The sequence below is a fragment of the Microvirga mediterraneensis genome (assembly GCF_013520865.1).
Taxonomy (GTDB): domain Bacteria; phylum Pseudomonadota; class Alphaproteobacteria; order Rhizobiales; family Beijerinckiaceae; genus Microvirga; species Microvirga mediterraneensis.
In genome coordinates this window covers 4,130,854-4,144,573 of sequence record NZ_JACDXJ010000001.1, presented here as the reverse complement: position 1 = coordinate 4,144,573, position 13,720 = coordinate 4,130,854, and the positions used below count along the sequence as shown (strand labels likewise).

Here is a 13,720-nt window from a genome sequence, read left to right as displayed (position 1 = left end):
GGGCGTAACCCGCCGCGCAAGCGGCGAGGGAAATCTCTCAGGTCTCGGGACAGAGGGGGCGCACAGCAACGGGCCGCAAGGCTCGATGGAACGCGCACCTTTGAGGAAACCCCATGGCCGAGCCAGCGCATAGCGACGAGCCGCTCCTGCAGACCCCGCTTCATGCCCAGCATGTGGCCCTTGGCGCCCGCATGGTGCCCTTCGCCGGCTACGACATGCCTGTGCAGTATCCCACCGGCATCCTGACCGAGCACAACTGGACCCGCGAGCATGCGGGCCTGTTCGACGTTTCGCATATGGGCCAGGCCTTCCTTGTCGCCGAGGACAAGTCCCACGAGACCGTGGCCCGGGCGATCGAGGCGCTGATTCCCGCCGACGTCGTGAACCTCAAGCCCAACCAGCAGCGCTATTCGCAGCTCCTGGCGGACGATGGGGGCATCCTCGACGACCTGATGGTCACCCGCGTCGGGGCGCCCGGCCATGAGGGCTGGCTCTATCTGGTGGTCAACGCCTCGATGAAGGAGCAGGACTACGCTCATATCGAGGCCCGCCTGCCGAGGGGCGTCGAATTGCGCCGCAAGGACGATCTGGGCCTCATGGCCCTCCAGGGCCCCTCCGCCGAGGCCGTGCTCGCCAAGCTGGCGCCCGAGGCCGCCGGCATCGCCTTCATGATGTCGGCCGACGTGCAGATCGACGGCATCTGGTGCCACGTCTCCCGCTCCGGCTACACCGGCGAGGACGGCTTCGAGATCTCCTGCCAGGGCAAGGACGCGCCCGCGCTCTGGGACAAGCTGCTCGCCGACCCGGAAGTGAAGGCCATCGGACTCGGCGCGCGCGATTCGCTGCGTCTCGAAGCGGGCCTGTGCCTCTACGGCCACGATATCGATCCCACGACCTCGCCCATCGAGGCCGGCCTGATCTGGTCGATCCAGAAGCGCCGCCGCGAGGAGGGGGGCTTCCCCGGCGCCGAGCGCGTCCAGCGCGAGATCAAGGACGGCGCCGCCCGCGTGCGCGTCGGCATCAGGCCCGAGGGCCGCGCTCCGGCCCGCGAGGGCACCGTCATCACCACGCCCGACGGCCGCGAGGTCGGCATCGTGACCTCCGGCGGCTTCGGCCCCACGGTCAACGGCCCGGTCGCCATGGGATACGTCGCGAAGGACGTGTCCGCCGTCGGCACGGACCTTCATCTCATCGTTCGCGGCAAGCCGCTGCCCGCCAAGGTCGCGGCCATGCCGTTCGCGCCCCATCGCTACAAGCGCTGACACTCAAAGAGGGAAATCATCATGACCACGCGCTACACCAAAGATCACGAATACATCCGCGTCGAGGGCGATGCCGGCATCGTCGGCATCTCCGACTACGCGCAGAGCCAGCTCGGCGACGTCGTCTTCGTGGAGCTGCCGAGCGTCGGCAAGAATCTGTCGAAGGGCGATGAAGCCGCCGTCGTCGAGAGCGTGAAGGCCGCAAGCGAAGTCTATGCGCCCGTCTCCGGCGAAGTGGTCGAAGTCAACAGCGATCTCGAAGCCTCGCCCGGCACCGTGAACGAGGATCCCGCCGGCCGCGGCTGGTTCATGAAGCTCCGCCTCACGAACCAGAGCGAACTCGATGGCCTCATGACCGAGGAGCAGTACCAGGAATTCGTGAAGTCGATTTCCTAACCAGGAGCGACGTGGCAATGGCGCACGAATACAAGGCGACGATCCGCTGGACGCGGGGAGAGGACGAAATCTTCTCCGACAACCGCTACAGCCGCGGCCATAGCTGGATCTTCGATGGCGGCATCGAAGTGCCGGGCTCCGCATCGCCTTCCGTCGTGCCTTTGCCCCTCTCCCGTGAGGACGCCGTCGATCCGGAGGAGGCGTTCGTGGCAGCAATTTCCAGCTGCCACATGCTGACCTTCCTGTCGATCGCCGCCAAGAAGCGCTTCGTCGTCGACCGTTATGAGGACGAAGCGCTCGGGGTCATGACCAAGAACGAGAACGGAAAGCTCTTCGTGTCCAAGGTCACCCTGGATCCGACAATCGAATTCTCGGGCGAGAAGGTTCCGACGCCGGAGCAGATCGCCGACATGCACCACCTCGCCCACAAGGAATGCTTCATCGCCAACTCCGTTCTCACGGAGATCGTGGTGGCGGACCTTCCCTCGCACTAACGCCTCAAGGTTTTTTGCCGATGCGCTATTTGCCTTTGTCCGATACCGACCGTAGCGAGATGCTCGCCCGGATCGGCGTCAACCATGTCGATGAGCTGTTCGCCGACGTGCCGAAGAACCTGCTCCTCAAGGAGCCGGTGGATCTGCCGCGCCGCAAGGGCGAGTTGGAGGTGGAACGCATCCTCTCCCGTATGTCTTCGAAGAACATCTCGGCCTCTTCCGTGCCGTTCTTCGTGGGCGCCGGCGCCTACAAGCACCATGTGCCGGCGACGGTCGATCACCTGATCCAGCGCTCCGAGTTCCTGACGAGCTACACGCCGTATCAGCCGGAGATCGCGCAGGGCACCTTGCAATATCTCTTCGAGTTCCAGACGCAGGTCGCGGCGCTCACCGGCATGGATGTGGCGAATGCCTCCATGTATGACGGCTCTACCGGAACGGGCGAGGCGGTGCTCATGGCGCATCGCGTCACCAAGCGCCGCAAGGCCGTGCTCTCCGGCGGCCTGCATCCGCATTACACGGATGTGGTGAAGACGCTTTCCGACATGGCGAGCGACGAAACAATCATCCTGGCGCCGGATGTGCGCGGCACCGAGGACATCCTTTCGCAGATCGACGACACGACCTCCTGCGTCGTCGTGCAGTCGCCGGACGTGTTCGGCAACGTACGCGACCTGAAGCCCATCGCCGACAAGGCGCACCAGCACGGCGCGCTGCTGATCGCCGTGTTCACCGAAGTGGTGTCGCTCGGCCTGTTGAAATCGCCCGGAAGCATGGGAGCCGACATCGTCGTCGGCGAAGGCCAGTCCATCGGCAACGCGCTGAACTTCGGCGGCCCCTATGTGGGCCTCTTCGCCACGCAGTCGAAATACATCCGCCAGATGCCGGGCCGCCTCTGCGGCGAGACCGTGGACGCGGACGGCAACCGTGGCTTCGTGCTGACGCTCTCGACCCGCGAGCAGCACATCCGCCGCGATAAGGCGACGTCGAATATCTGCACGAATTCAGGGCTTTGCTCGCTCGCCTTCACCATTCACATGACCCTGCTCGGCGAGAAGGGATTGTCGCGTCTCGCCCGCATCAATCATGCGAACGCGGTGAAACTGGCCGACCAATTGAGCCAAGTGAAGGGCGTCGAGGTTCTCAACGAGACGTTCTTCAACGAGTTCACCGTGAAGCTCGCCAAGCCTGCCGCCGAAGTGGTCGAGCGTCTTGCCGAAAAAGGCGTGCTCGCGGGTGTGCCCGTGTCGCGCCTCATGCCGGGTGCCGGCCTCGACAATCTGCTCCTCGTCGCTTCGACCGAAGTGAACACCGATGATGACCGCGCGGCCCTTGTCGCCGCCTTGAAGGAGGTTCTGTGATGTTGAACCGCCAGGGACGTCCCTCTTCCGCCGGAGAAGCCGGCACCACCGCGCATCCGACCTTCACAGGCAACAAGGCGCTGGCGCAGATCGAGCCGCTGCTCTTCGAGATCGGCCGTCACGACACGACCGGCGTCGACTTCGACGAGCCGGAGGACTTCCAGCCGCGCCTCGGCGGCCTGGAGCGCAAGGAGGCGATCGGTCTGCCGGGTCTCTCCGAGCCCGAGACCATGCGCCATTACGTGCGCCTCAGCCAGCAGAACTACGGCATCGACACGGGCCTCTTCCCGCTCGGTTCCTGCACAATGAAGCACAATGCGCGTCTCAATGAGCGCATGGCCCGTCTGCCGGGCTTTGCCGACGTGCATCCGCTGCAGCCGGTCTCGACCGTGCAGGGTGCGCTGGAGCTCATGAACGAGCTCGGGCGCTATCTGGTCACGCTCACCAACATGACGGCCGTCGCGCTGTCGCCGAAGGCCGGTGCTCATGGTGAGCTATGCGGCATGATGGCGATCAAGGCCGCCATCGAGGCGAAGGGCGAGGGGGCTACCCGCAACGTGGTGCTGGTGCCCGATTCGGCCCACGGCACGAACCCGGCGACCGCCGCTCTCATCGGCTTCAAGGTGAAGGCGGTGCCGGCGCGCGAGGACGGCTCCGTGCATGTGGAGGACGTGAAGAAGCTGCTCGGCCCCGATGTGGCGGCGATCATGCTGACGAACCCCAATACCTGCGGGCTCTTCGAGCCGCAGGTGGCGGAAATCGCCAAGGCGATCCACGATGCGGGCGCCTATTTCTACTGCGACGGCGCGAACTTCAACGCCATCGTAGGCAAGGCGAAGCCGGGCGACCTCGGCGTCGACGCCATGCACATCAACCTGCACAAGACCTTCTCGACGCCTCACGGCGGCGGCGGCCCGGGCTCGGGTCCGGTGGTGCTCTCCGCGCGCCTTGCGCCCTTCGCTCCGGTGCCGTTCGTGCGCGCCGGTCGGGATGGCGGGTTCGAGCTGGTGGAGCAGGAAAGCGATGCCGCCGAGAAGCCCTTCGGCCGCATGACCGCGTTCCACGGCCAGATGGGCATGTATGTGCGCGCCCTGTCCTACATGCTCTCGCATGGGGCCGACGGCATGAAGCAGGCTTCCGAGGACGCCGTGCTCAATGCCAATTACATCCGGGCCGGACTGTCGGACCTCCTCTCGCTGCCCTTCGGCAACAAACCGTGCATGCACGAGGTGCTGTTCGACGATGCGTGGTTGAAGGACACGGGCGTGACCACGCTCGATGTGGCCAAGGCCATGATCGACGAGGGCTATCACCCGATGACCATGTACTTCCCGCTGGTGGTGCATGGCGCCATGCTGATCGAGCCGACGGAATCCGAATCGAAGTCGTCTCTCGACTTGTTCATTGCGACGCTGCGCGATCTCGCGATGGCCGCGAAGAACGGCGACAAGGAGCGCTTCACCGGTGCCCCGTACCACGCTCCGCGCCGTCGTCTCGACGAGACCCGCGCCGCCCGCAGCCCGGTGCTGAAATGGACGCCGCCGGAGCCGGTGGCCGAGGCCGCGGAGTAAGGCTCTCGAAAAATGCAAATGCCCGGCAATCGCCGGGCATTTCTTTGCGCTCTTCGCTGCCCATGCTGAGTAACGAGGCAGATCTCTGCCGTATGGCTCTCACGTTATGGCCGGGCCTGTCCCGGCCATCTCGACAAGGTAAGGTGTTACGCTGTCATCCCGGTGGTCCGCAGGACCGGGAAGGGGATCTACGAGCAAGCGATGAGCTGTGGATTCCCTTCCCCTCAGCTGCGCTTCCGCCGGAAATGACACCACAGGGTCTCAAAACTATTGCGATCACCGGCACGAGACCCGTGATGACGCGTGGGGGAAGATGTTGCTCCCGCCGCTACAGAGAGCCCTGCACAGCAGCCTGCAAATCCACCATCCGGCCGATGACGTTTGTGGCTCCCGCTTGCCGGAGCTTCTCCCCATGGTCGGGCCCGCAATGGCCGCCGCCTGTGAACCCTATCACGCGCATCCCGGCGGCCGTCGCCGCCTGAACGCCCGCGATGGAATCCTCGACGACCAGGCAATGATCGGGGGCGGTGCTCATGCGTCGAGCCGCATGAAGAAACAGGTCGGGAGCCGGCTTCCCGCGCGCCACCTGGGTCGAGCTGAAGATGTCGTCGAAGAGGTCTGAGAGGCCAGTGACGCGTAGCGACAGGGCGATCCGTTCAGGGATGGACGACGAGGCGACGCAGCGCGGGTAGGGGAGGGACAGAATTGCCTCGCGTACGCCCTCGGTGGGCTTCAGGTCCGTTTCGAAACGGGCGAACAGGGTCCTGTTGAGCCGCTCCGTGAAATCCTCGGGCAGCCGGATGCCGCGCTCCGATTCGATGCGGCTGATCTGGTCCTTGATGCTGACGCCGGTAAACTCGCGGGCCACGGCGTCGGCCGTGTAGGGCACGCCGCAGGCCGTCAGAACCTCCGCGTCGATCCGGCAGCTCAGCGGCTCCGAATCGACCAGCACGCCGTCGCAGTCGAAGATCATCAGCATCACGGTCTCCAAGCAAAAAGGCCGCCTCGGAGGGCGGCCTTGAGAGGGTTCGTCCGGCGCGAGGCCTTTACTGCAGCTTCGTCCGCACGTCGTTGAGGCTCGCCGTCATGAGCGAGGCGGCGGTGGCGCCGGTGATCTCGTCGCGCAGGACGCGCTCGGAGGCCTTGATGGCGGCGTCGACGGCGGCGGCGCGCACTTCGGCGGAGGCCTGAGCCTCGGCCTGGGCGATCTTCGCCTCGGCGGTGGCCGTGCGGCGCTTCACGAAGTCGGTCATCTTCTCCTGGGCTTCGCGGGCGAGACGCTCGGCCTCGTCGCGGGCGCTGGAGACGATGTCCGCGGCTTCGCGCTCGGCGGCGGCACGCTTGGACTCGTATTCCTTGAGGAGCCGTTCGGCATCCTGGCGCAGGCGCTTGGCCTCGGCCAGCTCGTCGGCGATGCGCTTGCCGCGGGAATCGAGCTGGTTGAGCACCTTACCCGGAACGCCCTTGTAGAACAGGATGCCCCAGAAGATGACGAAGGCGACCGCAACCCAGAATTCAGCGCTGTGCAACATGGGGACCTCCCGATCAGGCCTTGATCTGGTTGAGAGCGGCTTCGACCTTCTGCGGGGCCGGAGCCTTGCCGGTCAGGCGCTCGATGATGGCGGAAGCGGTGTCGCGGGCGATGGCGTCCACGTGGCTCATGGCCTCGGACTTCTTGGCGGAGATCGTCGCCTCCGCGTCGGCGAGACGCTGGTTGAGGTCGGCTTCGAGCGCCTTGCGCTTCGCGTCGCTCTCGGCTGCGAGCTTGGAGCGGGTTTCCTGCGCGAGGGCCTGGGCGCGGCCCTTGGCTTCGGCGAGGGCCTTCTCGTAGGCGGCGCCGGCGTCTTCGGCGCGTGATTTCATGGCGGCCGCGTCGTCGAGATCGTTGGCGATCATCGCGCGGCGGTTCTCGATGATTCCGCCCAGACGCGGGAGAACCAGCCTGGAGAGCAGGGTGTAGAGCACCACGAAGGTGATCGCCAGCCAGAGGAGCTGACCGGCATAGGTTTCCGTCTCGAAGGGCGGAAAGCCGATATCCTCGTGAGCGCCGCCGGGGGCCTCTGTTGTGGCGTGGTTCGTCTGAGCCTGAGCCATGGAGCAGATCCTAGTATACGGTCCTACAAACATGAATGACGGCGGTTGAGCCCGCCGTCACCCCTGTCGAGGCGAAGCGCGTGAGCGCGCCTCGACCTCCCGATCACCGTCTTGAGATTAGGTGAAGAGCAGAACGAGAGCGACGACGAGACAGAAGATGCCGAGACCTTCTGCGAGCGCCGCACCGATGAACGCGCGGGCGAACTGGCCGTCGGCAGCCGACGGGTTGCGCAGGGCGCCGGAGAGGAAGTTACCGAAGATGTTGCCAACGCCCATAGCGGCGAGACCCATGCCGATGCAGGCGAGGCCCGCGCCGAGGAACTTGAAAGCAACCGGATCCATTGTGATCTCCTTGGGAATACTGTGATCGGGAGGGAAGATGTAACTCAGCGCAGACCTAGTGGCCCGGGTGCAGCGCGTCGTTAAGGTAGATGCAGGTCAACACCGTGAAGACGTAGGCCTGCAGAGCGGCGACGAGGAACTCGAGCGCCATGAGGGCAACCGCCATGAGAAGCGGCAGCGGAGCGAGGATCGTCAGGGCACCGCCGGCAGCCAGGAGGCTGACCACGAAGCCCGCGAAAACTTTCAGCGCGATGTGTCCGGCGAGCATGTTCGCGAAGAGACGCAGCGACAGCGAGATCGGACGGGATAGGAACGAGATGAGCTCGATCACCACGATGAAGGGCAGGAGCCATGCCGGCACGCCCGACGGCACGAAGAGGCCGAGGAAGTGGGTGCCGTGCTTCATGAAGCCGTAGACCACCACCGTGCCGATGACGAGCATGGCGAGGGCGAAGGTGACGATGATGTGGCTGGTGACCGTGAAGAAGCCCGGGATCATGCCGAGCAGGTTCGCGGTCAGCACGAACATGAAGAGGGAGAACACGAGGGGAAAGAACTTCATCCCCTCCTTGCCTGTCGCATCGACCAGCGTGTTGGCGACGAAATCGTGCAGGACTTCCGCCATGGACTGGGCGCGGCCCGGAACGACCGCGCGCTTGCGGGTCGCCAGCAGGAGGCCGCCCACGATCACGGCGGCTGCGCCGATCATGAACAGGGATGAATTGGTGAAATTGATGACCGGAATGATGGGCTTGATCTGGAATTGTTCGATCGGGCTCGCCATGATCCGCTCTCAAAGTTCGTTGTTATCAAATGCCGTTCGGCGTTCGAAGTCCAAGTCCGTCACCGCTTGTCGTCATACCGGGCGGATTTGACCATCCCGGCAGCTCGCATCAGATTGAGCATCCCGGCGCAGAAGCCGAGTATCAGACAAACGATCAGACCCCAAGGGGAAGTCCCGAACAGACGGTCGACTATCCAACCCAAAATTCCGCCGGCGGCCACTCCTGCAACGAATTCGGCCGAGAGCCTGAAGGCTTGGCCGAGAGCGCTGGAATCTGACGTCGGGCGGGAGCGAGGTTCCGCTTCGGCTCGCTGCGCGGATGCTTGGGAGATCCGTGCGTCGAGCGATTGCAGTCTCGCTGACAGGTCGGCATCGTCGGCGCTGCCCGGTTTCCGCCCATTGTCTCCGTTCCGCTCGTTGGGGTCCGCCATTGCGATCTCCTTTGAAGCGATGCGGGAAAATGCTTGGAAACCCAGCCCCGAAAGCCGGGCGCACCATATGAGCGGGGGTCCACCCTGTCAAGAACCGTCTGAAAAGATCTAAGTCACTGAAATGGTTAAAATAACCGTGTTTTTGGGCGGCTTCGGGCCGAAAGCGCACATGTTTTTGAGGCCGAAGCAAGGCGGCCCTGAAAGCCTTAGGCTACCTCAAGAATGCGCTCTGCGCTCTGCAGGTCGACGGAGACGAGCTGCGACACGCCCCGTTCGGCCATGGTGACGCCGAACAGGCGGTCCATCCGGGCCATGGTGATCGGATTGTGGGTGATGACCACGAACCGGGTCTCCGTCTGACGGGCCATGTCCTCCAGGAGGGCGCAGTAGCGCTCCACATTGGCGTCGTCGAGCGGTGCGTCCACCTCGTCGAGCACGCAGATCGGCGAGGGATTCGTGAGGAATACCGCGAAGATCAGCGCTGTGGCCGTCAAAGCCTGCTCACCGCCCGAGAGCAGGGTCATGCTCTGGGGCTTCTTGCCGGGCGGACGGGCGAGGATTTCGAGGCCCGCTTCCAGCGGATCGTCCGAATCGACCAGGGTCAGTTCCGCCGTGCCGCCGCCGAACAGGGTGGAGAACAGCTGCTTGAAGTGGTTGTTCACGACGTCGAAGGCGGCGAGCAGGCGCTCGCGGCCCTCGCGGTTGAGGCTGCCGATGGCCTGGCGCAGGCGCTTGATGGCCTCGACAAGGTCGTCCCGCTCGCCGGCGATGCCGTTGTACTTGGTCTCGAGTTCCGTCAGTTCCTCGTCGGCGCGCAGGTTCACGGCGCCGAGGCGTTCCCGGTCGTTCTTGAGGGAATGAAGCTTGGATTCGATCTCGCCATGGGAGGGCAGCTCGAATCCTTCCTTCAGGCCCGCGAGTTCGATGAGGCCGGCCGGCGTCGTCTCCAGATTCTCGGCGATGTTGCGGGTGATCTCGGCGAGACGTGCGACGGCGGCCTCGTGACGGGCCTGCGAACCGGCGCGGGCCTCGCGGGCGGCCGACAGAGCCTCCAGGGCCGCGCGGGCGGCCCGGTCCGACTCGGCGAGACTCGTCTCCGCATCGGCGAGGTGGTCGGCGGCTTCCTTGCGCTTCGCCTCGGCCTGCTCGACCTCGGAAAGGAGGGCACGGCGCCGCTGAAGGTAGGTATCGGGAGCCTCCAGCAGGCGCTGGTGCTCGTCCTGGGCGCGCTCCAGGCGCTCGCCCAGATCCTCGAATGCCTTGGCCGCGCGGGCGGCACGCTCGGTCCAGAGGCGGATATCGGCGGCGATCGATTCCTGCCTGCGGCGGCGCAGCTCTCCCTCGTGCATGAGGGACTGGAGGGCGGCGCGAGCCTCTGACGCGGCAGCCCGGCGTTCCGCCACCCGGGTGCGCTCTTCGAGCAGGCGACTTTCGAGATCCGGCGCGGGGGCGAGGTCCTGCAGGGCGCCTTGCGCATCCTGCACGCGCTCCAGGGACTCCGCCTCGCTGTCGGACAGGCGGGCGAGGCCCTCCTGCAGGGCCGAGCGGCGCTGGCCGAGTTCGGCCTCCTTGCGCTCGGCGGCGGTCAGCCTGGTCCGGGCGGCGTCGAGCGCCTGCCGGGTCTGGCGCGCGGCCTCGATGGCCTGCATTTCGTGGGAGGCGGCCTTGCGGACGGCCTCGAGGGCTGCTTCCGCCTCATGGCGCAGATGTTCGGCCTGTTCGCGGGCCGCAGCGGCCTCGCGCTCCAGATCGCCGAGGCGATTCTTCTCCGCCAGGCGACGGGCGGCCGGAGAGGGAGCCTCGGCGGCGGCCGTGAAGCCGTCCCAGCGCCAGAGATCGCCTTCTTCGGTGACGAGACGCTGGCCGGGCTTCAGGAGGCCGCGCAGGCGCAGGCCGTCGGCTTTGCTCACCACGCCGATCTGGCGCAGGCGGCGCTGAAGCTGGGACGGTGCCTGGGCGAGATCCGCCAGGGACATGACGCCCTCCGGCAGAGCCGGATCGTCCGCACCCCCTTGGGTCTCGGCCCAATGGTGCGGAGCGGTCGGGTTGACCGAGGCTTCGAGATCGTCCCCGAGGGCCGCGCCCAAAGCCGTCTCGTAGCCTTTCCTGACCGTGATCTGGTCGACCGCCGGAGGCCAGAGGTCGCTGGTCGCGGAAGTGACGAGCTTGGCGAGCGTGCGCGCCTCGGTTTCCAGGCGCTGGGCCGTCCGCTCGGCCTCGTTGAGGGGCTGTCGCAGGCGGGTTTCGGCCTCTCGGGCAGCGGACAGGGTCTCGCGCGCCTCGATCACCGCCTCTTCGGCGCCCTGGGCGGTCTCTTCCGCCATCGCGGCTTCCTCGCGCAGGTCGTCGAGGGAGAGGCCGTCCTCCGGCGTGCCGGAGAGGGCGGCGATCTCGCGCTCGAGCCGCTCCTTCTCGGAACGGAAGCGGGAGGCGCGCTCCATTTCCTCGCGCACGGCGCGTTCCAGGGCGGCGCGGCGGGCATTGAGGTCGGAGGTCTGGGCCTGAAGGGCGCTCAAGGCCGCTTCGGCTTCCGCCAGCTCGGCTTCAGCGGTCTGTAGGCGCTCCTCGGCCTCGGCGCGGACGTCGTCCGCCCCGTCTGTGGTGAGCGCGATCTCGTCGGCCTCGGACTGAAGCCGCTCGATGGTCGCCTGGGCATCCGTGCGCTGCGCCGCCTCGCGGGCGAGATCGCGGTTCAGATCGCCGATATGGCGTTCCAGCTCGACGACGCGCTCCTTGGAGCGGCGCTCTTCCGATTCGAGCTCGTTGCGGGCATGGGTCAGGCGCTGCAGGGCGGCCGCGGCGGCGGCCTCCGCCTGGCGCAGGGCCGGCAGGCCATGGGCGGCGACGGCCTGGGCGGTGGCGGCCCGGGTCTGCTCCTCGGTGGCGTCGGCGACGGCTTTGAGATCCTCGGCGACCTGCCGTTCGGCGGTGGCGGCCTGCTCGCGGGCCTCGGCGAAGCTGATGGCGTACATCAGGGCTTCGAGGCGACGGATCTCGGACGAGAGGTTCTTGTAGCGGGAGGCCTGCCGGCCCTGGCGCTTCAGGCTCTCGATCTGGCTCTCCAGCTCGCGGATCACGTCCTCGACGCGGACGAGGTTGTCCTCGGCGGCCTTGAGGCGCAGCTCCGCCTCGTGCCGGCGGGCGTGGAGGCCCGCGATGCCGGCGGCATCTTCCAGGATGCGGCGGCGGGCCTGGGGCTTGGCGGAAATGATCTCGCTGATCTGGCCCTGGCGGACGAGGGCCGGAGACCGGGCGCCGGTCGCCGCATCCGCGAACAGGATCTGCACGTCGCGGGCGCGGACTTCCTTGCCGTTGACCCGATAGGTCGAGCCTTCCTCGCGCTCGATCTTGCGCGAGATCTCCAGGAGATCGGTGTCGTTGAAGGCGGCCGGGGCCGTGCGCTCCATGTTGTCGATGGTGAGCATCACCTCGGCCCAGTTACGGGCCGGGCGGTTGCCGGAGCCGGAGAAGATGACGTCGTCCATTCCCGTGGCGCGCATGTTCTTGTGGGAGTTCTCCCCCATGACCCAGCGCAGGGCCTCGACGAGGTTGGACTTGCCGCAGCCATTCGGCCCGACGACGCCGGTCAGGCCCGGCTCGATCAGGAAGTCGGTCGGCTCGACGAAGGTCTTGAAGCCGGCAATGCGAAGGCGCGTCAGCTTCATGGACGCGCCTTTCCGTCCCGCCTCATGGAGGCAGGGTTCAGGGGCTTATTCGCCCAGCATCGGCTTGATGATCTTCTCAAGCTCATCGATCGACAGGCTTCCAGGATGGCGCTGACCATTGATGAAGAAAGTAGGCGTGGAGTCCACCTTGAACTGCTCCATAGCCCGGTTCTTCACCGCGTTGACTGCGTCATATAGTTTCTGGTCCTTGAGGCAAGCATCAAATTTTTCCTGTGAAAAACCTGCCTGCTTCAGCATGGCCCGGAGAGCATCGAGGGGTTTGTCGACGAAGGCCCAGTTCTTCTGCTGGTCGAAGAGCAGGTCCGTGATCGGGTAGTACTTGTCCTTGCCGTCGCAGCGGGCGAGCATGAAACCGGCCGTGGCCAAGGGATCGAGCGGGAATTCGCGCAGCACGAAGCGGACCTTGCCGGTATCGATGTACCGCTTCTTCAGCTCGGGCCAGGTCGTGGCATGGAAATGGGCGCAATGGGAGCAGGTCATCGAGGCATACTCGATGATCGTCACCTTGGCGTCGGCGGGGCCGAGGGCGATATCGCCCATGGGTCCCTGGACCGCGAGGTCCTGGGCGGACACGTTTTGGGCAAGCGCCGGAAGGCTCATGCCGAGATAGACGGTCGCGGCTGCGGTTCCGAGAAGCTGAAGCGTCTGACGCCGGGTGATCATCGTGGGGAAGCTCCTGAAGAGATTTCGTCCTGCGGTAGAATGACTTGGCCTTGGAGGCAAGCGCCCAATATCTCACGCTTTCGTGCGTGAACCGGAGCTGACGATCGCCTGGCCCAGTCGGTCGAGCGCCGCCTTCAAGGATTCCTCCTCGATCGGCCCGACGGCCCGGTCCACCTTGTCCCTCTCGGCGGGGGTGAGGGCTCGGGGGGGCGGGCGCTTCTTCTCAACCCGCCGCACGGGCCCTTGTTTCAGCACCAGCTTTCCGATGCAGCGCCAGCCGTAATAGGTGTTCACCCGGTCGATGACGGTCGGGGCCAGATGCTGGAGTTCGAGGGCGAAGGCGCTCTCGACCCGGATCACGAGGGTCGCCGGATCGGGCCGCGCCTCTGGGTCGGCATGGGGGGCTTTGCGCTTCCACTCGATCTTGAGCGGCTGGGTGAAGGCGGAGAGCCGCTCGCCGACGATATCGGGCCAGGCCATGATGATGTCGGAGGTCGCAAAGCCTTGCGCCGCCAGGCTGGGAGACAGGCAGACGTCGAGAAACTCGGCAAGGGGGCGGGCCAAAGGTCTTGGACGTCTCACTGTCGCCTCGGTCGTCTCATGTTGAATGTCCAAAAGCCGCGTTGGAATATTCCG

General features: G+C 65.9%; 14 protein-coding genes. 5 read left to right on the top strand and 9 right to left on the bottom strand.

The window, feature by feature from the left end:
* The first annotated feature begins 113 nt into the window (after window positions 1-113).
* The 5 genes from gcvT to gcvPB are packed head-to-tail and all read left to right on the top strand — an operon-like array spanning window position 114 to window position 5,084.
* Entirely contained in the window at window positions 114-1,262 is a 1,149-nt protein-coding gene (gene gcvT / locus H0S73_RS19640; protein ID WP_181053726.1) for a glycine cleavage system aminomethyltransferase GcvT, read from the top strand.
* Window positions 1,263-1,283: 21 nt separating this feature from the next.
* Window positions 1,284-1,658 (top strand): glycine cleavage system protein GcvH, encoded by a 375-nt coding sequence (gcvH, locus tag H0S73_RS19635; RefSeq protein WP_181053725.1) that lies wholly within the window; start codon window positions 1,284-1,286, stop codon window positions 1,656-1,658.
* Between the two features lie 17 nt (window positions 1,659-1,675).
* On the top strand, window positions 1,676-2,152 hold the full coding sequence (locus H0S73_RS19630) for an OsmC family protein (protein ID WP_181053724.1): 477 nt from the start codon (window positions 1,676-1,678) through the stop codon (window positions 2,150-2,152).
* 20 nt (window positions 2,153-2,172) lie between these two features.
* Window positions 2,173-3,513, top strand: coding sequence for an aminomethyl-transferring glycine dehydrogenase subunit GcvPA (gene gcvPA, locus H0S73_RS19625; protein WP_181053723.1), 1,341 nt, complete (start codon window positions 2,173-2,175; stop codon window positions 3,511-3,513).
* Window positions 3,513-5,084, top strand: a complete 1,572-nt coding sequence (gene gcvPB, locus H0S73_RS19620; protein ID WP_181053722.1) for an aminomethyl-transferring glycine dehydrogenase subunit GcvPB — start codon at window positions 3,513-3,515, stop codon at window positions 5,082-5,084. The genes gcvPA and gcvPB overlap by 1 nt, the downstream gene beginning before the upstream one ends.
* 328 nt (window positions 5,085-5,412) lie before the next feature.
* Here gcvPB and H0S73_RS19615 read toward each other — a convergent pair whose 3' ends face one another.
* The 9 genes from H0S73_RS19615 to H0S73_RS19575 form a co-directional block, all read right to left on the bottom strand.
* Window positions 5,413-6,063, bottom strand: coding sequence for an HAD family hydrolase (locus tag H0S73_RS19615; protein WP_181053721.1), 651 nt, complete (start codon window positions 6,061-6,063; stop codon window positions 5,413-5,415).
* A gap of 67 nt (window positions 6,064-6,130) precedes the next feature.
* On the bottom strand, window positions 6,131-6,613 hold the full coding sequence (locus tag H0S73_RS19610) for a F0F1 ATP synthase subunit B family protein (RefSeq protein ID WP_181054396.1): 483 nt from the start codon (window positions 6,611-6,613) through the stop codon (window positions 6,131-6,133).
* 16 nt (window positions 6,614-6,629) lie between these two features.
* A complete protein-coding gene (locus tag H0S73_RS19605; RefSeq protein WP_181053720.1) occupies window positions 6,630-7,178 on the bottom strand; it encodes a F0F1 ATP synthase subunit B family protein in 549 nt (182 codons plus the stop codon).
* A gap of 117 nt (window positions 7,179-7,295) precedes the next feature.
* Window positions 7,296-7,520 carry a F0F1 ATP synthase subunit C gene (locus H0S73_RS19600; protein WP_009764739.1) on the bottom strand — a complete coding sequence of 75 codons (225 nt, stop codon included), beginning with the start codon at window positions 7,518-7,520 and terminating at the stop codon, window positions 7,296-7,298.
* A gap of 55 nt (window positions 7,521-7,575) precedes the next feature.
* Window positions 7,576-8,304 (bottom strand): F0F1 ATP synthase subunit A, encoded by a 729-nt coding sequence (locus H0S73_RS19595; protein WP_114944899.1) that lies wholly within the window; start codon window positions 8,302-8,304, stop codon window positions 7,576-7,578.
* A gap of 59 nt (window positions 8,305-8,363) precedes the next feature.
* Window positions 8,364-8,735: an AtpZ/AtpI family protein gene (locus H0S73_RS19590; RefSeq protein WP_181053719.1), complete on the bottom strand. Its 372-nt coding sequence runs from the start codon at window positions 8,733-8,735 to the stop codon at window positions 8,364-8,366.
* A gap of 206 nt (window positions 8,736-8,941) precedes the next feature.
* On the bottom strand, window positions 8,942-12,400 hold the full coding sequence (smc, locus tag H0S73_RS19585; protein WP_181053718.1) for a chromosome segregation protein SMC: 3,459 nt from the start codon (window positions 12,398-12,400) through the stop codon (window positions 8,942-8,944).
* Window positions 12,401-12,445: 45 nt separating this feature from the next.
* On the bottom strand, window positions 12,446-13,084 hold the full coding sequence (locus H0S73_RS19580; protein WP_181053717.1) for a DsbA family protein: 639 nt from the start codon (window positions 13,082-13,084) through the stop codon (window positions 12,446-12,448).
* 72 nt (window positions 13,085-13,156) lie between these two features.
* The gene (locus tag H0S73_RS19575; protein WP_181053716.1) at window positions 13,157-13,648 is read right to left on the bottom strand and encodes a DUF721 domain-containing protein; all 492 of its coding nucleotides are present in this window, start codon (window positions 13,646-13,648) and stop codon (window positions 13,157-13,159) included.
* Window positions 13,649-13,720 lie beyond the last annotated feature (72 nt).